Raw genomic sequence first — 19,839 nt, forward strand, 5'->3', positions numbered from 1 at the left:
TCGCCGGCGCGTCAAGCGTTGGCGGTGCGGCCCATCTTAGCTCGACCGGTTCGCGATCCCCCATGAACGCCCTCATCAACGTCATCCTGCCTGTTTTCATCATCGTCGCGCTCGGCTTTGTGCTCGGCAAGTTGCGCGTGATCGACATCAAGCCGCTGTCCACGGTCGCGATCTATCTCATGATACCGTGCCTCGTCATCTCGTCGTTTACGCGCCGCAAGGTGGAGAGTGGCGAGTTGACGCAGCTTATCGTGTTCACCGTGCTGGTCGCCCTGGGGGCCGTCGCGCTGGCCTGGGTCATCGCGCGCATGCTGCACCTCGACCGCCGCTGGGAAAGCGCGCTGATCCTTAGCTCGTCGTTCGGCAACGTCGGCAACTTTGGGCTGCCGCTGGCGCTGTTCGCCTTCGGCGATGTGGGCCTGCAGCAGGCGTCGATCGTCTTCGTCGCATCCGGCATCTTGTCGTTCTCGCTCGGCATCTTCATTGCGTCGCGCGGGACCTACACGCCGGTGCAGGCGTTCCTGCAGATCTTCAAGATGCCGCCGATCTATGCGACCACAACCGCGCTGATCATCAACGCCTTCAATATCACGCTGCCCGACTTCATCAACCGCCCACTCATCATGTTGGGCGATGGCTCGATCCCGCTGCAACTCGTGATGGTCGGCGTCGGGTTAGCCGGCGCCAGCCTGAAGGGCACGACGTCGGTCGTCGGCTGGGCGGTGGCGGCGCGGCTGGTCGGGGGGGTGCTGCTCGGCGCGCTGGTGGCAGCCATGCTGGGGCTCGATGGCGTCGCGCGCCAGGCGGCGATCCTGCAGATGGCGATGCCGGCCGCCGTGAACTCCAGCATCTTCGCGGTGCAGTTTGACCTGCACCCGGAGTTTGTCGCCAGTGTCGTCGTGGTCTCGACGCTATGCAGCCTGGTGACGCTGACGGTGGTGCTGAATCTGCTATAGGATCGCGCCCGGGAGCAAATCGCGACACCGTCCTACGCGCCGCGCAGAGGATGTCGAGTACCGTGCGCTGCACGCCGGGATGGCGTCGCAGCAACAGTGACGGGATGACCGCATGACAGGGTGGCAAGGTGAATCAGAAACGCATGCTCGCGTCACCAAGTCGCCTTGTCACCTTGTCATCTCTTCATCATGTCATCTTGTCATCGGGTTACTTCGGGAGCGGGTTCGTGCGCGCCACGATCTGGCTGCGATTGCCCGCCGGATCATCGAAGTAGCCGAGGCGGTCGGCCGAGCCGGCCGGCATCGGCGGCTCGACGTTCACGCCGGACGCCTTCAACCGCTCAACCGTCGCATCGAAGTCGGCGTGCGAGACGCCAAAGGCAAGGTGGTTCGGCGCCGGGACGGCCGGCAAGCCGTATGCCATGATCTCGATGCGCCCGCCCTGCCCATCGCTCACAAACGCGATGTTGCGGCCCTTGGCATCCACGACTTCGCGAATAACCTTCATGCCGAACACGGTCGTGTAGAACTTCACGGTCGCCGCAAACGTCTCCGGCGTGGTCGAAATCGCCATGTGCTCAATAGTGGCCATTCTCAATGCTCCTCGTTTGGTATGTGCGCCTGGCCCCGTATCGCCACAGCGCGTGGTCGTTGCTTCTTGGGATTTGGGATTTGGAAGTTGGGATTTGCCTCAGCCGCTCTTGTCTGCCTGCGCAGCCCTGAGTATCTCCGCCGCGCTCTGCTCGCCCGCCTCGCCGGTCGCGCCCAACATCTGCGCCAACTCGCTCACGCGCGCGTCGCCATCGAGCGTCACAATGGCGGTCGAGGTGCTGTTGCGCGCCATCACCTTGTCGACCCGGTAGTGCGCGTCGCCGTACGCCGCGATCTGCGGCAGGTGCGTGATGCAGATAACCTGGTGCGCCGGGCGCGACTTGCCGCGCCCCTTGCCGCTTGCGGTCAGGTTCCACAGCTTCTTGCCGACCACGCTGCCGACCCGCCCGCCGATGCCCACATCGATCTCATCAAAGATTAGCGTCGGCACCGCATCGGCGTTGGACAGCACCGTCTTGAGCGCCAGCATCAGCCGCGCCGTCTCGCCGCCGGAGGCGACCTTCGCCAGCGGCTTAGGCGGCTCGCCCGGGTTGGCCGAGACCAGGAACTCGACACGGTCAACGCCCGATGGCCCAAAGGCATAGCGCTTGCCTTCCACCGGCGCGCCGGCCGGGTACTCCTGCCGCTGGAAATCGACGGCAAACTTCGCGCGCGCCATGCGCAGGTCGTCCAGTTCGCGCTCAATACCGGATGCCAGCTTCTCCGCTGCCGCTTTACGTTTGCCCGACAACTCCGCAGCCAGCTTGCCATACTCGCGCAGCAGCTTGTCCTCGCTCTCGCGCAGGTCGGCGATTCGCTCGCTGCTGTGCGTGATGTTGTCAAGCTCTTTGGCCGCGCGCTCGCCGAACGCGATGATCGCCTCGATCGATTCGCCGTACTTGCGCTTCAGGTTGAAGATCAGCGTCAGGCGATCTTCGATCTCGCCGAGGCGCGCCGGGTTGAACTCCACATTTTCGCGGTAGTCGCGCAGGGTCTGCGCGGCGTCGTCGAGCAGGCCGATCGCGTCGTCCACCTGCTTGGCCGTCTCGGTCAGCGATGCGTCGAGCTTGGTCAACTGCACCAGCGCGTGCTTCGCCTCACCGAGCAGGTCGAGCGCGGCCGCGCTTTCGTCGTCGCCGGCACGCAGGGCGCTGTACGCCTCATCGGCATGCTGGGTCAGCCGCTCCGCGTTGGACAGCCGAGCGCGCTCCTGCTTCAGCGCGTCCTCTTCGCCGGGCCGCAGGCGCGCCGTGTTGATCTCCTCGACCTGGAACGAGAGCAGGTCCACGCGCCGCGCCAGTTCGCGCTCGTCGCGCATCAGCGATTCGAGCTCGCGGCGCACCTCGCCGATCTGCTTCGCCCGGGCCGCGACGCGACCGCGCAGTTCCCACAGGTCGGCAAAGCGGTCGAGGTAGTCCACATGCGTGCGCGCGTTCTTGAGCGAGAGGTGCTCCGACTGGCCATGGATGTCCACCAGCCACGCGCCGATCTGCTCCACCACGCGCAGCGGCACCGCGCGCGAGTTGATGCGCGTCACCGCGCGGCCGCCGCGCACGACCTCGCGGCTGACGATCAGCGCGCCGTCCTCGGCGTCGATGCCGTGCTCTTCGAGCAGCGCGGCCAGGTCGGCATCCGGCTTCTCCACCGCGAAGATCGCCTCGACCCGCGCCATATCGGCATCCGAGCGAATCATCTCTTCGCTGGCGCGGCCGCCGAGCACGACCGACAGTGCGTCGATGATGATCGACTTGCCCGCGCCGGTCTCGCCGGTCAGCACGTTAAAGCCGGGCGCGAAGCCCAGGTTCAGGGTAGTGATGATCGCGAAATTGGTGATCGACAGTTCGCTGAGCATGACACTCATCCGCCGCGAGATGCCGCTAGGCCAGATACCCCAGCTCGCGCAGTCGCTCCTGCACGAGGTCTTCTTCCTCCGGCGTGTAGGCCGGGTCGCCGGGTACCACGCTGTTCTTGCCGGCCTCGCTCTGCGTGTCGCCGCGCGCCGCCAGCCAGTCGTCGTCGAACGCGGAGCGCAACACCCGCCCGTCCATGTTGTCCGGCACCGGCACGCCCAGCGCATACAGGATCGTCGGCGCCAGGTCGACGATCGCCGCGCCATCCAGCTGCGCGCCGCGCCGGACGCCCGGCCCGTTTACAATGATGATGCCGTTCATGCGATGGTAGCCGGTCATGCCGAAGATGCGGCCAGTGACGCGGTTGTTGCCGAAGTCGGTCGTGCCAAACGACACGTACTCCAGGCCGCGCGACAGCGCGATCAGATCAGGCGCATCCTCGTAATGGCCGCCGTGATATATGTCGTCGCGGCGCAGGACGGTTTCGATGAACGGCTTGCCGGTCATCGGGTCGATGTACGCCTTCAGCCCCTCGGCAATCTCGCCCATCAGGCGCTCGTACTCCGCGCCGGGCTCGACGATGCCGTGCTGCTGGCGGCCTCTGAGGTTCAGATAGACCTGGCCGAAGTTGCCGAACGAGAAGGCGCGCGTGCGCGTCCAGTCGATATCGTCAAATGAGAAGAACAGCTTCTTCTGCAGGCCGTACTGCTGGCCGAAGCGGAACCCCTGCCGCAGCCAGGCCAGATGCAGGTACGTCAGCGCCTTGAAGACGTTCATCGGCGTCAGACCGAGCCGGAACGTCCACTCCTTGAGCGCGTGCCATGGCCCGCGCTTGCGTACGAGGTAGCCGTGGTCGAGCAGCCAGTTGTTGACATAGAACAGATGCGTAACGCGCCCGAAGCCGTGGTCGCTCATCAGGATCACGGTCGCGTCCGGGCCGACCGCCTTCACCATCGTCGCCAGGTGCGCGTCCAGCGTATCGTAGAACTGCTGCCACTGCGGCAGGTACTGCGCCGCCTCCGCCGCCGAGTAACGCGGGTGCGACGGGTCGAACAGCCGCCAGAGCTCGTGCTGCAGCAGGTCCGTGGACTGGAAAACGAATGTGAACAGGTCCCACTCGCGCGTCGTCATCAGGTGCAGGACCGTCTCGACACGGTTGCGCGTGCTCTGCGCCACTTCGGCCAGGAACTTGCTGATGTCGCCGCTGCGGTGCTTCTCGCTCAGTGCGGCCTCGAAGTGAAAGCCCTGCGCGATCAGTTCGTGCTTCAACTCGCGCGGATACGCGTATTCGCTCGCCGGCCCCGGTGTCATGAAGCACGACAGCATGAAGCCGTTGACCGGATCCGGCGGATACGTCATCGGCACCGAGACGATGCCGACGCGCTTGCCGTGCCGCGACGCCACGCTCCAGAGCGGCTCGGCGTCGCGCAGCTTCGGGTTCGCCACCAACACGTCATACGACCCGTTGCGCGGGAAGACGAAATCGAACAGGCCGTGCTTGCCGGGGTTGACGCCCGTCGCAAACGAGACCCAGGCCGCGGCCGTCAGCGGCGGCATGGTCGATTCGAGGTCGCCGTGCGCGCCGGTGTCGATCAGATTTTTGAGAAAGGGCATGTGCCCTTCGGCCATCCACGGCTTGAGCAGGTCGAACGTCGCCCCGTCCAGCCCGATGACCAGAACTTTTCCAGGCAATACTAGCTCCCGGCCACCACCCGACGGGCCCACAGCCCGCAGCGTGCTTCCCAGCGCTGCGCTACAGCCGCAGGCGCTGGGACAGATTGGCGTAAAAATAGTTCTTCGGCCGCGTGCGCACGAACCGGCTAACCCGGTCGCTGGTCGTCACGCGCACCGTATCGAATGATTGAAGGCTAAGCTCCACCTGCCCGTCCATCGAAACCAGCGCCGGGTAGTCGCTCTCCACCGTGATCTCGACCACCGAGTTATCCGGCACCAGCATCGAGCCGAGCAGCGAGAGGTGCGGCGCAATTGGCGTGATGATCATCGCCCGCACGCGCGGGTCGGCGATCGGTCCGCCGGCCGCGACGGTGTATGCCGTCGAGCCGGTCGGCGTGGCGACGATGATACCGTCGGCCGTATGCCGGATCGACTCCATGTGGTCGATCACCACGCGCAGGCGCACCACCCGCGCCACCGTGCCGCGCCCGATGACCACGTCGTTCAGCGCAAAATGCTCGCCGAGCGTCGTATCGCCGCGCAGCAACTGCGCGTGCAGCACCGCGCGCTCCTCGATCCAGTACTGCCCATGCACCAGGTCGTTCAGGCAGGTGAGCGCCTGATCCGGCTGGTACTCCGCTAGGAAACCGATGCGCCCGAAGTTGACCCCGGCGATCGGAATCCCGTAATCCAACCCCAGACGCGCGGCGCGCAGGATCGAGCCGTCGCCGCCGAGCGTGATCAGCATCTCAGTCTGCGGTAGCAGCGGCTTGATCTGCTCCTCGTCCCAGGCCGAGAGCGACCACGTGCACACGCCCTCCTGCGCGAGGCGCGCGCACAACTCCTGCGCCACCTCTTGCGTGCGCGGGATTTTGGGGTGATGGAGAATGCCGATCGTTTGCATGACGATATTCGCCATTTACACACTTACATGGGATAACTTACGAATTATACACCATGTCCCGATTTGCGCGTGCCGCGCCAACGCACCGGGTATACCGGCAAACTGTCGGCCCCCATCAGGGTGTCATTGCGAGAAGCGTTGTTTGCGACGAAGCAATGCTAAAGCACCGCTTCGCTGTCTAATTGCCGCTCAAGCCGAGATTGCTTCGTCGGCACACAACGCCTCCTACTCAGAAATTTCGCTGCGACCAACGGCAAGGAGCCCAGGTTGTCGCCCCAGCGAAAGCCGGAGCCTAGAGTCAACACCCCTGGATGCCGGCTCCCATGAAAATGGATCGCATCCTGTGGTAGGGCCAGGTCTTTGACCTGGCCGACTGGACGGGTCAAAGACCCGTCCCACCATTGGCAGGACTATTCTCATGCGCGGGGTGTGCGCCACAACATGGCGGCCCCACCATGCTGTTCTCGCAATGACAGGTTGGGCCTGCCTGCCCACTCGAAGCGCGGCAACTCCGACACTCTTCCGGTATACCTACCGCACCACGCGCAGTCTACGCAGAAAGACGCGGTCGCCAGCAAGTTGGCCATCCGCGCCCCAGATGTTCAACCGCTTGAAGTTGTTCTCCAGATCGTACGCCCCGATCTCCAGTTCGTACACATCGGCAGGCGTATCGGGCTTGACCGTGACGACGTAAGCGTCTTCGATCACGTCGCCGGCGCGCCAGGCGCGCATCGGCAACTGCCGGTCCACCTGCCCCCAGATCGCGTCCTGCTTGCCGAGCACATGCACGAAGATCGAGTAGTCCTTCGGCACGCTCCCGGCGCGCCAGTAAAGCGTCAGCGTGAACGACTCGCCCGGACGCACAGCGACCCGGTCGATTCGGTAGCCGGTCAGCGTGAAGAACTGCTCGAAGCGGAACGTCACCGGCGCCGGCGCGCCACTTTCGGCCCGCGCCAGCAGGTCGATGACACCGACCACCGGGTTGTCACCTTGGGCCGAGGCGAGGCGCTTTTGCGTCGCGAAGTCATAGACGCCGACCCGGATGGCCGGGCGGCTCGGCGCCAGCGCCGATTCGTCGACCTTGATGCGATAGGCGTCGCGCACGATGTCGCCCGGTTTGAGTTGAGTCGTCGGACGCAAACCCAGGCCGGGGTACGTATCGCGCTGGCCGACGATCAGGTCGCCGGCGTCGAGCAGGTGCACGAAGACCGAATAGTCCGCGCTCATCGGGTCGATGGCGCGCCAGTAGAGCGCCACGTCGATCGTGTCGCCGGGACGTGCCGCGGCGGGCGGCGGCTCGACGCCAATCAGTTCGAGTGCATCGCCGAAGCGCACCGGCGGCCGCGCAAACGCGGCAGGCACCGCCGACGCCAGCGGCGCGGCCGTGTACGCCGGCGCGATATCCAACAGCGCGGTGCGCAGGGAGAGGACGCCCAACACAATCGTCAGCGCGTAGGCGGACCGCGCGCGGGTATTCAGCCCGCGCAGGTCGGCATCGGGCGCGAACGGCGAGCGTCGGTGCGCAAGGTTCGTCACGTAGATCAGGCACGCATCGAAGCCGAGCGCCAGCACGAGCGCGATCGTCGCGAGCGCCGGGAAGATCAGGCGGCCCTGCGTGGCCGGCGTCACCAGCGTCCAGCGTGTCCACGAGACGACGAGCACGACGGCCCACGCCGACAGCCACCCGAACGCCGTAACCGCACGCGACAACCCGCGCACTGAGCGGCGCAGGGCGAGATGGCGAACGATCAGCAGTATTATTCCGATGCACCCGACTGCGAGTAACAGATCGAACACGCCATACTGCCATGCCGCCGACAAGATGTTGACGCCGCCGAATAGCCCCCAGAACGACAGGCGCATCCCTTCAAGCTCGGCCCGCAGTAACGGTAGCAGTGCGGGAGTGCCCTGTCGTGTACCGACGATGGCGAGCATCCGGTTCAGGCCGGTCGGGTCGCCGTAAAGCATGACGTTGCGCGCGTACCACCAACCGGCGATCACCCCGACCGGCAGCGACAGGAGCAGCCCGGCGATCAGTCCCTCGCGCCACGGGAAATCGCGCTTCGCGGCGCGCGCGTCGAGCACAACGCGCGCCAGCACCAGCAGTCCGGCCACGCCGGCCAGTCCGAGCGCGTTCAGCTTCGTCAGCGCATCCAGACCGAGCACCACGCCGAGCAGCAAGACGCCGCGCCGGGTCAGCCCGTCCTGCCAAAGGCGCACCATTTGCCAGAGCGCGAGCGTCGAGAGCAGGATCACGAGGTTATCGTTGTTGACTGCGCCGGCGAGAAACCCGATCATCGGATTGAACGCGACGAACGCCGCCGCCAGCAGAGCGACCGGCTCACTCGGAGCGATGCGCCGCGCCAGCCGGTAGACCGCCCAGACCGTCACAGTCGCCATCGCCAGCGACAGCCAGCGGATCAGGTGCACGGCCAGCGCGGTGCGGCTGTAGGGAAACGCCTCGGCCGCCGTATGCACCATCATGTTGCGGTTGTCGCTGGAGCCATAGGCCGGCACGCCGATGATGGCGTGCGGGTTCACGGTCAGCCGTTCCGCCGCGTCGCCCGTATCGACCCAGAACGTCAGCAGCGCGGCGAGCATGTAGTACAGCGGCGGCTGGCTGCCCTCCTGCCGCCATGCCTGCACATCGTCGGGGTCTTGCAGTGGCAGCCCGTTGCCGGTCGCGATCTGCCGAACGTACGGGTAGTGGAACTGCTCGTCGCCCGCCTCAAAGATCGGCGTAGCCGTATCGTACACGAGGCCGAGGCAGACGAACGCCGCCAGCAGCCAGTGGATCGGCGCCAGTGTCCGCGAACCCTGAGCCTGTCGAAGCGTGGCCGCCGCGCTCACGTGCCAACCGATTGCGCGCGGGGATTTGTGCTACAATCGTTTTCTATGAAGATCACCATGGCCGATACCCTGTTCTGGGCCGCAGCGCTCATCCTGTACGCGGCCGCCTGGCTGGCGCTCAAGCGGCGGCGCGCCGATCTGGCCGCGGCCGGCTGGCTCGGCCTGATCACGGCGGGCTTCTTCTGGCGCGTGCTGTTTGCGGGGGCATTCATGCCCGAGGGTGGCGGCGACATCTCAGCCATTCTATACCCGGTCTATCACTTCGCGCAAGAAAACTTGCGGCAGGGCGTCATCCCGCTCTGGAACCCGTACCTGTACGGCGGCATCCCGTTCGTCGGGCACATCCAGTCGGGGCCGTTCTACCCGCCGAACCTGCTGATGTTCTTCGTCACGCCGGAGGTGACGTATCGCGCGCTGGAGTACCTGCTCATCGCGCACTACTGGCTGGCGGGCGTGCTGATGTATGCGCTGCTGCGCGATCTGCATTCGCCGGGAGGACAGGTCAAAGACCTGCCCCTACTGGGGCGGCATGATGGGCTGACCCAAGGCCTGCCCCGACTGACGCGGCCGGCGGCGATGCTCGGCGCGGTCGTCTTCATGTTCAACGACTTCAACATCACGCACATCGGCAACCCGAACATGGTCGCGGTCGGCGCGTGGCTACCGCTCGTGCTGCTGCTGTACCGTCGCGCCGTGACGCAACGCCGTTCGTTCTGGGCGATGGCGGCCGGCGCCGTGACCGGCATGGCGTATCTCGCCGGCCACATCCAGCCGTTCCTCTACATCCTACTGGCGGTCGGGCTGTACGCCGTGTACGAAGCAGCCTGCGATCTGCGCGAGCGGCGACTGTCCGGCATCGTCGCAACACTCCGCGCACTGGTCTACCCGGTCGGCCTGCTCGTGCTGTTCATGGCGTTCACGGTCGGCGCAGGTGCGATCTCCCTGCTGCCAAACGTCGAGATGTCGGCGCAGTCGCTGCGCGACACGCTCAACTACGCCGATGCGGCGCGCTTCTCCCTGCCGCCCGCCGAACTGGTCGGACTGTTCGTGCCGGGGCTGTTCGGGCGCGGTCCCAATATCCACTGGGGCGCATGGGAACGCGTCGAGATCGGCTATGTTGGAATCCTGCCGCTGGTGCTGGCCGCGCTCGGCGCCATCTGGCGCAAGGATCGCCTGCCGCGCTTCTTCCTCGCGCTCGGGCTGCTCTCGCTGGCGCTGGCGCTCGGCTTCTTCAGCATCGTGCACGGCTGGCTCTACCTCATCCCCGGCTACTCCCAAATCCGCGTGCCGGCTCGCTTCATCTATCTGATGGACTTCGCCATCGCGGCGCTCGCCGCCTACGGCTTCGATGCGCTGCTGCGCCCCCTGCCGCGCGCCTGGCGGCTGGCGTGGCGCAAACTGCCAATCGTTCTGGCCGTCACATTGGCCGCAACGCTATTCATTCTCATGCCATTGCAGTTCTCGGCGCTGGCCCAGTCACAGTCACAGGACATCAGCATCTTCAACCGCATCGCCAACGGCTTCAACGGCCTCGCCCTCTTCGCCCTATTGATCGGCGGCTCGCTCGCACTCGTGCTGGCGCGCCGCTCACACTGGCTGAGCCGATCGGCATGGGCAGTCGCAGTTATCGCGTTCGTGTTCATTGACCTCGCCTCACTCGGCGCGTACCTGGACACCGGCGAGAAAGATCCAACCGCCAACTTCAGCCACCCCGAGGCGTTCGCGTTCCTGCGCGCCGACACGTCGTTGCACCGCATCGAGACACCGGAAGAGTCGTGGTTCCAGTTTCAGCCGAATCTCGGCCTGATCGCGCATCTCGACGACGCGGCCGGCATCTACAACCCGCTCCTGCTCCAGCGCTACGCCCGCTACTGGGGCATCGCCAGCGCGCGCGACAACGTGTTGTACGACCTGCTGAACACGAAGTACCTGATTGCCAGGAAGGACGCGAAGGTCGCCGCGAAGTTCACGCCGGTGTTCGACGGCGCGCCACTGGTGAACGTCTATCTGAACCCGAAAGCCCTGCCGCGTGCATTCATGGTGTACAATGCGGTCGCCGCGCCCGGCGGCGACGAGGCGTTTGCGGCGATCACGCGGCCCGGGTTCGACCCGACGCAGACAATCGTCATCGAGGGTGCGGCATCGCTGCCCGTGCCGGCGCCGCGGTCGAACCCGCAGGCGCAGATCGCGCTGAAGGCACGCGGCGCCAACTACGAAGAATACACCGTCACGAACGATGTCGACGGCTGGTTCTTCACCGGCGATGTCTATTACAGCGGCTGGCGCGCCACGGTGGACGGCCAGGACGCGCCGCTCCTGCACGCCGACTACCTGTTCCGCGCGGTCTATCTGCCGGCCGGCACACACACCGTGCGCATGGTCTTCGACCCGCTGACGTTCAAGCTCGGCGCGGCGCTGACGGCGTTGGCGGTGGCGGCGCTCGCGGGGGCGTGGTGGCGAATTCGGTAGGGGCGAAGCATTTGCGCGAAAGCACGTTGCATGTTGCGATTCCTCGCCGCGCAAATGCTTCGCCCCTACGACACAATGATTATGCATCATCGTCGTTCCATCCGTCTACGCGGTTACGATTACACGCAGCCAGGCGCGTATTTCATGACGATCGTCACACGTGGGCGCGAGCACCTGTTTGGGGCGATTGTGGACGGCGAGATGCGTCTCAATGAAGCGGGGCAACTGGTCGCAGACTGCTGGTCCAGGATTCCACGCCATTTTCCGTTCGCGGCCGTCGATTCGTTCATCGTCATGCCCAACCACCTGCACGGCATAATCATTATCAACGGTGACGGTAGGGGCGAAGCATCGACGGAACGCTCCTGGACGATCTCGGGTGCTTCCGTCGATGCTTCGCCCCTACAGCCACGGCCGCACGGCACTGCGCCGGGATCGCTGGCGGCGATCGTGCAGAATGTCAAATCGGTTTCCACGCGTCGCATCAATGCCACGCGGCAAGCGGATGGCAGCCCAATCTGGCAACGCAACTATTATGAGCACATCATCCGGAGCAACACTTCGCTAAACCGCATCCGCGAGTACATCGTGGACAATCCGGCCCGGTGGGATACCGACAGCGAGAATCCAGTGGTTAGGTAGAGGCGAAGCATTGGCATCAAAGGCTGGCGCCATAACTTCGTACCCGCGCGCCAATGCTTCGCCCTTACACCGCCCGCCAGGAGGAGCGCTATGGATATTTTCAGGCAACTCCAGGTATTGTCGGAACAGATCGGCTCATTCGCTGGGCCAATTGAGCCCTTAATTGCGCTGATCGCCATCGTCGCTGGAGGCGTTACCTGCTTCGCAGGCGTTCGCTTTGCGAAGGCGGTACTCGCGATGATGGGCTTCATCGCCGGCGCCGCATTGGCAACGGTGATCGGCCTACTGGTCACGCGCGGCAATACCGACGCCTTGCTGATCCCGATTATCGTCGGCGGATTGGTCGGCATGGCGGTGTCCCTCGGCATCTACTTCGCCGGTCTCATCCTCTCCGGCGTGCTCGTCGGCACTTTCGCCGCCGTCTGGCTGGGGGCGCTCGCGAACGCCGGGCCGAACCTGCTGGTGGTCATCGCATTGGCCCTGCTGGGCGGATGGGTATTTGTCGCCGCTGAAAAGACCGCTCTGACATTGGCCACTGCGCTTGGCGGCGCGTGGGCGCTCGTCTCCGGTGTTTCCATGCTGGCTGGCGGTGGCGGTCTGAACGTGATAGCCTACTTGCGCGATTCACCCGCCGCCGGATTCGGCGCCACCATGCTATTTGCCGGGTGGCTGGCGGTCAGCGTCGTGGGCGCAATCGTTCAATTTGGGAAGGTCCCGGGGCTTGCATTGAAGATTCCCGGCGAACAGTTGCGCCGATTGCTCATGGCCGGCGGCGCTGTCGTGACGTGTGGAGCATTGTTCGCCATCGCTTTCAGCGCGTGGGCGCTTCCGCCACCGGCGATTCCCGCACCCACCAAGGCGAGCGTGCTGGCCGGGACGCCGCGGGCCACATCAGCCAGCGGCACGCCCGATGCATCAGCCACAGCGCTGTCCGCGACTGCCACGGCGATGACCACGCCGCCGCCGGATCAGTCCGCGACCGCTACGTCCACTGCGCCCACCGCCACGCGCACGCCCGTTCCCAGCCCAACGCGCGATCCGGCGAGCTACACCTTCCGCGCCGACGGCCTGCCCGTAGTCGACCGCAGTCGCAGGTGCATCGGCGGATACTACATCTACGGCATCGTCCGCGACAGGCTCGGACAGCCGATGAGCGGCGCGCGAATCAAGTACGGCACGGCGACGGTTTTCCCGCCGGTTGCCGTCACCGAGGCGAAAGGCTACGAACTGACGGTCGGCTCAACCGACGGCGAGTGGTACGTGCGCATTGTGGACGACAAGGATGTAGAGATCAGTCCCGTCGTCGTCGTGCGCACGGCGGGACTCGATAATGGAGACTGCTGGGTTCGGCTTGATTGGAAGAAGAACTGAGGCGGGGCATTGGTGCTTTGGTGCGTGGCAATCGCAATGACTTGCCGCACAAATGCTTCGTCCCTACAGCGTAATGATTATGTATCACCGGCGTTCTATTCGTTTGCCCGGTGACGACTACGCGCGGCCCGGCGCCTATTTTGTGACCATCGTAACGCGCAGGCGCGAGCACCTGTTGGGCGCCATTGTGGGCGGCGAAATGCAGCTCAACCAAACGGGGCAATTGATCGTCGATGTGTGGCACGGAATGCCCGCTCATTTCCGGTTCGCAACTGCCGATGCGTTCGTCGTCATGCCCAATCACCTTCATGGTATTATCGTCATCGGCGGCACAAGCAGGGGCGAAGCATTGGCGGAAGCAGCCGGGGTATTCCAAGATGGTTCCGCCAATGCTTCGCCCCTACCCCCGCGCGATGGGAATCCGACCGCGAAAACCAATAGCCCGTGTAAACGCAAACATCCGGCACACTGTCGCGTGCCGGATGCCGATTTGCACCGTATGAGGAACTGCGCCGTCTACGGGGCGATGCCTTTCTCTTTCAGCAGCGCCAGCACACCGTCGCGTGCCACGCTCGACTGCTCGCCGCCGCCCATCGGCTTCACAGCGACCTTGCTCTCGGCCAGTTCCTGCTCGCCGATGATCAGCGCGTACTGCACACCCTCACGCTCGGCCTGCCGCATCTGCGCCTTGAACGAGCGGTCGTCGAACGTCATCACGGCGCGCACGTCGGCGGCGCGCAGTTCCTGCACGAGCCGCACCGCTTCATCCTTGGCCGCTTCACCCATATAGGCGACGAGCACCTGCGCGGTCGGCAGAGGCGGCGGCGTGATCCCCTCCTCCTTCATCGCCAGCCAGACGCGATCGAGTCCGGCCGCGAAACCGACTGACGGCGTCGGCTTGCCGCCCAGCGTCTCGATCAGATAGTCGTAGCGTCCGCCGCCGCAGACCGCCGCCTGCGAGCCGCCGAGCGAGGTCGCCCAGACCTCGAAGACCGTGTGCGTGTAATAGTCCAGCCCGCGCACCAGCCGGTGGTTGATCGTGTAGGGACGGCCGGCGTTTTCCAGGTAGCGTCGCAGGCTCGCGAAGTGCTTGGCGCACGCATCGCACAGGTAGTCCACGGTCTTCGGTGCGCCCGCAATGACCGGCTGACACTTCTCCACTTTGCAGTCGAGCACCCGCAGCGGGTTCACCTCTATGCGTTTGCGGTCGTCTTCGCAGACTTCGTCGATGTGCGCGCGGTAGTATTCCTGCAGCGCCTTGACATAGTTCGGCCGGCAGTTGCGGTCACCGATCGAGTTAACCTGGAACGACAGGCCCTTGAGGCCGAGCGTCTCGTAGAAGTCCCACGCCACCGACATGACCTCGAAATCGGCGGCCGGGTCGTTCGAGCCGACCGCCTCGACGTTGTACTGCCAGAACTGGCGGTAGCGGCCCGCCTGCGGGCGGTCGTAACGGAAGATCGGCCCGAGCGAATACAGCTTCACCGGCTGGGGCCGCGTGTGCATGCCGTGTTCGATATACGCGCGCACAACGCCCGCCGTGAACTCCGGCCGCAGCGCGAGCAGATCCTCGCCGCGGTCCTTGAAGACGTACATCTCTTTGTCGTGGATGTCGGTGCCTTCGCTGATACCCTTGAGAAAGAGCATCGCGTCCTCAAAGATCGGCGTGTCAAGTTGGCCGTAGCCGTATTTGTCCGAAATGTGGTGCATGGTGGCGATGATGCGACGCCAGTAGGCCTGGTCGTCGGGCAATATGTCGTAGGTGCCGCGCGGTGAGTTGTATTGGGGCATAGGAAACACTCCTTAACGGGTACGCAGTGCGGCCTGTATTATATCAGACTGCAATTGCGCCCGCCCTACCGCGTATGGTATGCTATGCGCCGAAACGGGTATCCGAGACGCTTTTGAAAGGACACGCCAATGAGCGACAAGCGCATTATCCTGAACAACGCGACGGTGCTGGACGTGAACGCCGGCACGCTGCTGCCCAACCACCGCGTAGTGGTTAGCGACGGTAAGATCGAGCGAGTCGAACCGACCGCAAACGCGGCCGCCGCCGCGCCCGGAGACGAAACGATCGACTGCCAGGGCATGACGGTCATGCCCGGCTTGTGCGACGCGCACGTACACGTCACATCGTGGACCGCGAATCTCTCCGAGCAGGGGCGCGGCTCGCCGAGCTACACCACCGCGCGCACGGCGCACATCCTGAACGGCATGCTGATGCGCGGCTTCACGACCGTGCGCGACGAAGCGGGCGCGGACTACGGCATCGCGCGCGCCGTCGCCGACGGCTTCATCGACGGGCCGCGCGTGCTGATCTGCGGGCGCGCGCTCTCGCAGACCGGCGGGCACGGCGACAGCCGCGGGCGCGGCGAGATGGTGCTGGATACGATCAGCGACAGCGTCGGCTTCAGCCAGATCGTCGATGGCGTGGACGACGTGCGGCGCGCCTGCCGTCACGAAATCCGCAAGGGCGCCAACCACATTAAACTGATGCTCTCCGGCGGCGTCGCTTCCCCCACCGACCGGCTGACCAATTCGCAGTTCTCGCTCGAGGAGATCCGCGCAGCGGTCGAGGAGGCCGAAATGTCCGGCCTGTACGTCACCGGCCACTCGTACACCGTCGCCGCGGTCAATCGCGCCATCGAGTGCGGCGTGCGCTCGCTGGAACACTGCAACCTGATCGACGAGAGCAGCGTCGAGTTGTTCGTCAAGCACGGCGCGTTCATGGTGCCGACGCTCGTCACCTACGAGTCGCTGGCGCGCGACGGCGTGAAGGCGGGGCTACCGAAGGAGTTGGAGGCGAAGATCTACGAGGTACTGGACAAAGGGCTGCACGCGCTCGATATTGCCTACCATGCCGGCGTCAAGATCGCCTACGGCACCGACCTGCTCGGCGCGATGCACAAAGACCAACTGCAGGAGTTCTCAATCCGCAACGAAGTCCAGCCCGCCATCGAGATCATTCGCGGCGCGACGACCGTCGCCGCCGACCTGTTCAACGAGGTGGGGCAGACCGGCGTGCTGGCGGCTGGCGCGCGCGCCGACCTGCTCGTGGTGGATGGCGACCCGCTGGCCGACCTGCGCAAGCTGCAGGACCCGGAGCGCTACCTGAAAGCAATTATGAAGGACGGCAAGTTATACAAGAACCAACTGGCGTAGGTTAGCCGACAAAGCAAAAGCAGCCGGCGCCACATGACGCCGGCTGCTTTTCACTTCAGGGTTCTGATTATGTTCGGTGAAACCAATCTGGCCGCCCTCTTGCGCCCACGTAGTCGCGCCTTCACGAATCGCCATACGTGTTCGGCGTCGTCGCGCGCGACGCGTACGAGCGACTGCCGTTCATGCCACTCGGCATGTTCTGCGAGGACGAAGGCATCACCGTCATCGCCACGCAGGCGCAGGCCGATACAGCCGGGTTGGCCTACGCGGGCCAGTGGGCGTGCATCACGCTCACCATTCATTCGTCGCTGACCGCCGTCGGCTTCATCGCCGCCATCAGCGCACCGCTCGCCGCTGCCGGTCTGAGCATCAACCCGGTGTCGGCGTACTACCACGACCACCTGTTTGTGCCGTGGGAAGTACGCAAACGGGCCGTGCAAGTGCTCCACGAAATTGCGGCGCAACCATACAGGCGATGATCACTCCTCGTCGGCGGTCCACTCCAAGTGAGGACCGTCTAATCGTATCGACATCGAGTTCAGCACGTTGCGCCCGAGGATGCCCCAGCTCTGATCTATCGAAAGAAATAGCCCGCGGAATGATTTTAGGCCCAAGTGCATCTCAAGGCGCGCAGCATTCACAAGCGCCGAGCCGCCGCCATAGCCGATTAACTCATACTGCCCCTCGGCTTGTTGATCGATACCCAACTGTTTCAATGCATCAATCGGAACGAGTGTTACGTCGGCGCCGGTGTCCATCAGCATAAGTACGTCCGAGACCGTGATGTCGAGATGCGGATGGCGCAGTTCAACACGGGCTACAGGCGCTGCCGGACTGAAGAGCTCGCCGTTATAAGCCGCCATTGGGCCGCTCCTGCACTTCCATTCGAAAGTCGGCAATCTGTTCAGGGTGCGCAAGATGCGGCGACGTCACGCGCGCCATCGGCCGTTCCGGCCCACTTGGAATGACGATATACACGCGCGCATGTTCCGGAAGCAAAACGCCCTGCGGCACTTTGATTTGGCCGTTCTCCACAACGCCTTCAATCGTTACGACATTCATCATGCACCTCCAATCGAGTCAGCCGCGTACTCAGCGTGCGGGCCTATCGCCGCCGTCCGCCTCGAACGCCTCCATGTAGGCGCGCAGGAGTGCATTGATTTGTGTCTGGTAGCCACGTCCGCGCGCACGGAACCAGGCAACGACGTCGCCATCGACGCGCACAGTCAATTGCACCTTGCGCGGTCGAGGCGTGAGTCCCCGGTGCACGATGGCGCGGGCGAACATGTCAGGTGTCACTTCCGGCACATCCGACAGATCGATGTCGCCGTCCTTCATGGCGCGAACGCGCTTCCAGTCAGTGGCCGATTTCTTTGAAGAACGCTTTGACTTCATTCCGTGTAGCCTTTCGCATGGAGATGATGCGAATGTATTCTGTTTCCTCCGTGTGTGCGACAACAATCACGATCCCGTTGACCATACCGAATGTAATGAATCGCAGCTCGCCGTAGTCTTTGCGTGCGTCGGGCATTGTCAGCGTAACACCGTCGAATACACGCGGCGCATCGGCGAAGTCGAACCCATGCTTCCGAATGTTGGATTGTCGTTTCCGTTCGTCCCATTCGAAATGCATATACAAATTGTAGTTACATTGCTGAGTTTGTCAAACGTGCCTTTAGCGTCAGCGTCGCGACCAAGGCGCCGCGCCCTTACGCCTCGTACACCCACCGCCCGCCGACCATCGTGCGTTCGATCGGCACGTTGATCAACTGGAATGGATCGATCACGGTCGGGTCCTGGCCCAGCACGACGAGGTCGGCCAGTTTGCCCGCCTCGATGCTGCCCTTCAGATGTTCCTCATACGATGCATACGCGCCGTGCAGGGTCGCGACGCGGATAGCCTCTTCGACCGTGATGCGCTGGCTCGGCCCCCACAGCGTGCCGCGAAAGTCGGTGCGCGTCACCTGCGACTGGAACGCCATCATCGGCTCGAACGGCCCCGGCGGGTAGTCCGACGTCTGCGTAACCATCACGCCGGCATCGAGGAACGACTTGACGGCGAACATCTGCTCCAGCCGTTCCGCGCCGTATTCGTGCATCTTGTCGCCGTGGTAGTAGACGTACGTCGAGAACGGGTTGGGCAGCGCGCCGAGCGCCTTGATGCGGCGAATCAGATCCGGGTTGACGATCGTGCAGTGCTCCAGCCGGTAGCGCGGGTCGCGGCGCGGCATCTCGCGCTGCAGACGCTCGTACACCCGCACCGTCATGTCAATCGCCACGTCGCCGTTGACGTGCACGGCGACCTGCCAGTCGTTCTCGTGCGCTTTGCGCGCCTGCGCGTACAACTCGTCCTCCGTGATGACGAGGATGCCGAAGTCGTCGGGACGGCCGACGTACGACCGCGAGATGGCGGCGGTGCGCTCGGAGAGCGAGCCGTCGCAGAACGTCTTCATCGGGCCGACGCGCACCCATTCGTTGCCGTAACCGGTACGCAGCCCGGCGGCGATCATCGCGTCGAGAAACGGGAAGCGGATGAAGCAGTTGATGCGCGTCAGCAGTTCGCCCGCCTCGTGCGCGTCCCAGTAACCGCGCAGGTCGTCCGGCGTGCCGCCCGCGTCCCCGATCGACGTGATGCCGGCGCGCGCCAGCATTTCGGAGATTTTCTTCGCGCCTGCGCGGTAGTCGGCGCGCGTCAGTGTGTCCGGTATCTTCGCGCGGAACGTGTCGCGTGCTAGTTCCGCCAACTTGCCGTTCAGCCGCCCGGCGTGGTCGCGATACATGTGCCCACCGAACGGGTCCGGCGTGTCTTCGGTGACGCCAGCCGTCTGGTATGCCAGTGAGTTGACATACGAGGTGTGGCCGCCGCGGTGCGTGATCATCACCGGATGGTTCGGCGCGGCGAGGTCGAGGTCTTCGCGCGTGAGCGGCCGCCCCTCGGCCGTCTTGGTGTCGTCGTACTTGAAGCCGAGCACCCACTCGCCGGGCGGCGTCTGCGCGGCGCGCTCGCGCACGGCGTCCATGATCTCCTCGATGGAACGCAAGTCGGCGTCGATCTCGCGCAGGTGGCGGCGGCCCGCCGCGCCCGGGTGTGCGTGCGCGTCAATCAGTCCCGGCACGATCGTGTGGCCGCCGATGTCGACGAGCCGGGTGCCTGCGCTTGCCAGCGGTTTGATCGCATCATCGCTGCCGACGGCGAGGAAGCGATCGCCCATGATCGCGATGGCCTGCGCGCGCGGCTGCGCCGCGTCGCTCGTGATGACGTTTGCGTTGTGCAAAACCAGATCGACTCGCATGAGCATGCCTCCGTGGGGGTTTGTGCGCTATTATAGCACCGCGACCGCCGACCGGATCCGCGCTTGCCATCGGC

17 protein-coding genes are annotated in these 19,839 nt (G+C 64.7%); 6 read left to right on the plus strand and 11 right to left on the minus strand.

Features of this window, described 5'->3' with window-relative positions; all coding sequences use genetic code 11:
• The first annotated feature begins 62 nt into the window (after positions 1-62).
• Positions 63-956 carry an AEC family transporter gene (locus HZB53_03380; GenBank protein ID MBI5876668.1) on the plus strand — a complete coding sequence of 298 codons (894 nt, stop codon included), beginning with the start codon at positions 63-65 and terminating at the stop codon, positions 954-956.
• Between the two features lie 208 nt (positions 957-1,164).
• Here the strand turns inward: HZB53_03380 and HZB53_03385 are convergent, their stop codons facing one another.
• The 5 genes from HZB53_03385 to HZB53_03405 all read right to left on the minus strand — a co-directional run bounded on the left by HZB53_03385 (position 1,165) and on the right by HZB53_03405 (position 8,825).
• Complete coding sequence (locus tag HZB53_03385) at positions 1,165-1,548, minus strand: VOC family protein (GenBank protein MBI5876669.1); 384 nt, start codon at positions 1,546-1,548, stop codon at positions 1,165-1,167.
• 99 nt (positions 1,549-1,647) lie between these two features.
• The gene (gene recN, locus HZB53_03390; protein MBI5876670.1) at positions 1,648-3,399 is read right to left on the minus strand and encodes a DNA repair protein RecN; all 1,752 of its coding nucleotides are present in this window, start codon (positions 3,397-3,399) and stop codon (positions 1,648-1,650) included.
• A gap of 25 nt (positions 3,400-3,424) precedes the next feature.
• On the minus strand, positions 3,425-5,089 hold the full coding sequence (locus tag HZB53_03395) for an alkaline phosphatase family protein (protein MBI5876671.1): 1,665 nt from the start codon (positions 5,087-5,089) through the stop codon (positions 3,425-3,427).
• Between the two features lie 61 nt (positions 5,090-5,150).
• A complete protein-coding gene (locus tag HZB53_03400; protein MBI5876672.1) occupies positions 5,151-5,990 on the minus strand; it encodes an NAD(+)/NADH kinase in 840 nt (279 codons plus the stop codon).
• Positions 5,991-6,506: 516 nt separating this feature from the next.
• Positions 6,507-8,825: a glycosyltransferase family 39 protein gene (locus tag HZB53_03405; protein ID MBI5876673.1), complete on the minus strand. Its 2,319-nt coding sequence runs from the start codon at positions 8,823-8,825 to the stop codon at positions 6,507-6,509.
• A gap of 45 nt (positions 8,826-8,870) precedes the next feature.
• On the opposite strand from HZB53_03405, the gene HZB53_03410 reads away from it, so the two are divergent.
• The 3 genes from HZB53_03410 (at position 8,871) to HZB53_03420 (ending at position 13,307) form a co-directional block, all read left to right on the plus strand.
• Positions 8,871-11,294 (plus strand): YfhO family protein, encoded by a 2,424-nt coding sequence (locus tag HZB53_03410; GenBank protein ID MBI5876674.1) that lies wholly within the window; start codon positions 8,871-8,873, stop codon positions 11,292-11,294.
• Positions 11,295-11,369: 75 nt separating this feature from the next.
• Positions 11,370-11,936 (plus strand): transposase, encoded by a 567-nt coding sequence (locus HZB53_03415; protein ID MBI5876675.1) that lies wholly within the window; start codon positions 11,370-11,372, stop codon positions 11,934-11,936.
• A 90-nt stretch (positions 11,937-12,026) separates the two neighbouring features.
• Positions 12,027-13,307 (plus strand): TMEM198/TM7SF3 family protein, encoded by a 1,281-nt coding sequence (locus HZB53_03420; protein MBI5876676.1) that lies wholly within the window; start codon positions 12,027-12,029, stop codon positions 13,305-13,307.
• 516 nt (positions 13,308-13,823) lie between these two features.
• On the opposite strand, the gene HZB53_03425 is transcribed toward HZB53_03420, so the two are convergent.
• The gene (locus tag HZB53_03425; protein MBI5876677.1) at positions 13,824-15,098 is read right to left on the minus strand and encodes a histidine--tRNA ligase; all 1,275 of its coding nucleotides are present in this window, start codon (positions 15,096-15,098) and stop codon (positions 13,824-13,826) included.
• 129 nt (positions 15,099-15,227) lie between these two features.
• Here HZB53_03425 and HZB53_03430 point away from each other — a divergent pair, with 129 nt between their 5' ends.
• Together HZB53_03430 and HZB53_03435 are read left to right on the plus strand one after the other, a co-directional pair.
• The gene (locus HZB53_03430; GenBank protein MBI5876678.1) at positions 15,228-16,472 is read left to right on the plus strand and encodes an amidohydrolase family protein; all 1,245 of its coding nucleotides are present in this window, start codon (positions 15,228-15,230) and stop codon (positions 16,470-16,472) included.
• Between the two features lie 137 nt (positions 16,473-16,609).
• Positions 16,610-16,951 carry an ACT domain-containing protein gene (locus tag HZB53_03435; protein ID MBI5876679.1) on the plus strand — a complete coding sequence of 114 codons (342 nt, stop codon included), beginning with the start codon at positions 16,610-16,612 and terminating at the stop codon, positions 16,949-16,951.
• On the opposite strand, the gene HZB53_03440 is transcribed toward HZB53_03435, so the two are convergent.
• From HZB53_03440 to HZB53_03460, 5 genes are all read right to left on the minus strand, one after another.
• On the minus strand, positions 16,952-17,335 hold the full coding sequence (locus HZB53_03440; protein MBI5876680.1) for a hypothetical protein: 384 nt from the start codon (positions 17,333-17,335) through the stop codon (positions 16,952-16,954).
• Positions 17,322-17,537 (minus strand): hypothetical protein, encoded by a 216-nt coding sequence (locus HZB53_03445; protein ID MBI5876681.1) that lies wholly within the window; start codon positions 17,535-17,537, stop codon positions 17,322-17,324. Before HZB53_03445 ends, HZB53_03440 begins: the two co-directional genes overlap by 14 nt.
• A 27-nt stretch (positions 17,538-17,564) precedes the next feature.
• Entirely contained in the window at positions 17,565-17,867 is a 303-nt protein-coding gene (locus HZB53_03450; GenBank protein MBI5876682.1) for a BrnA antitoxin family protein, read from the minus strand.
• Complete coding sequence (locus tag HZB53_03455; protein MBI5876683.1) at positions 17,830-18,105, minus strand: BrnT family toxin; 276 nt, start codon at positions 18,103-18,105, stop codon at positions 17,830-17,832. Before HZB53_03455 ends, HZB53_03450 begins: the two co-directional genes overlap by 38 nt.
• Before the next feature lie 76 nt (positions 18,106-18,181).
• Positions 18,182-19,765 (minus strand): amidohydrolase, encoded by a 1,584-nt coding sequence (locus tag HZB53_03460; GenBank protein ID MBI5876684.1) that lies wholly within the window; start codon positions 19,763-19,765, stop codon positions 18,182-18,184.
• Positions 19,766-19,839: the final 74 nt, after the last annotated feature.

Source organism: Chloroflexota bacterium, from assembly GCA_016235055.1.
Taxonomy (GTDB): Bacteria; Chloroflexota; Anaerolineae; order JACRMK01; family JACRMK01; genus JACRMK01.

What these genes read in the sequence shown, in the direction of transcription:
- HZB53_03455 (MBI5876683.1), bottom strand. Translation starts at nt 18,105, where the DNA reads ATGCATTTCGAATGGGACGAACGGAAACGACAATCCAACATTCGGAAG.
- HZB53_03450 (MBI5876682.1), bottom strand. Translation starts at nt 17,867, where the DNA reads ATGAAGTCAAAGCGTTCTTCAAAGAAATCGGCCACTGACTGGAAGCGC.
- HZB53_03380 (MBI5876668.1), top strand. Translation starts at nt 63, where the DNA reads ATGAACGCCCTCATCAACGTCATCCTGCCTGTTTTCATCATCGTCGCG.
- HZB53_03385 (MBI5876669.1), bottom strand. Translation starts at nt 1,548, where the DNA reads ATGGCCACTATTGAGCACATGGCGATTTCGACCACGCCGGAGACGTTT.
- HZB53_03425 (MBI5876677.1), bottom strand. Translation starts at nt 15,098, where the DNA reads ATGCCCCAATACAACTCACCGCGCGGCACCTACGACATATTGCCCGAC.
- HZB53_03420 (MBI5876676.1), top strand. Translation starts at nt 12,027, where the DNA reads ATGGATATTTTCAGGCAACTCCAGGTATTGTCGGAACAGATCGGCTCA.
- HZB53_03445 (MBI5876681.1), bottom strand. Translation starts at nt 17,537, where the DNA reads ATGATGAATGTCGTAACGATTGAAGGCGTTGTGGAGAACGGCCAAATC.
- HZB53_03430 (MBI5876678.1), top strand. Translation starts at nt 15,228, where the DNA reads ATGAGCGACAAGCGCATTATCCTGAACAACGCGACGGTGCTGGACGTG.
- HZB53_03415 (MBI5876675.1), top strand. Translation starts at nt 11,370, where the DNA reads ATGATTATGCATCATCGTCGTTCCATCCGTCTACGCGGTTACGATTAC.
- HZB53_03460 (MBI5876684.1), bottom strand. Translation starts at nt 19,765, where the DNA reads ATGCGAGTCGATCTGGTTTTGCACAACGCAAACGTCATCACGAGCGAC.
- HZB53_03400 (MBI5876672.1), bottom strand. Translation starts at nt 5,990, where the DNA reads ATGGCGAATATCGTCATGCAAACGATCGGCATTCTCCATCACCCCAAA.
- HZB53_03440 (MBI5876680.1), bottom strand. Translation starts at nt 17,335, where the DNA reads ATGGCGGCTTATAACGGCGAGCTCTTCAGTCCGGCAGCGCCTGTAGCC.
- HZB53_03410 (MBI5876674.1), top strand. Translation starts at nt 8,871, where the DNA reads ATGAAGATCACCATGGCCGATACCCTGTTCTGGGCCGCAGCGCTCATC.
- recN (MBI5876670.1), bottom strand. Translation starts at nt 3,399, where the DNA reads ATGCTCAGCGAACTGTCGATCACCAATTTCGCGATCATCACTACCCTG.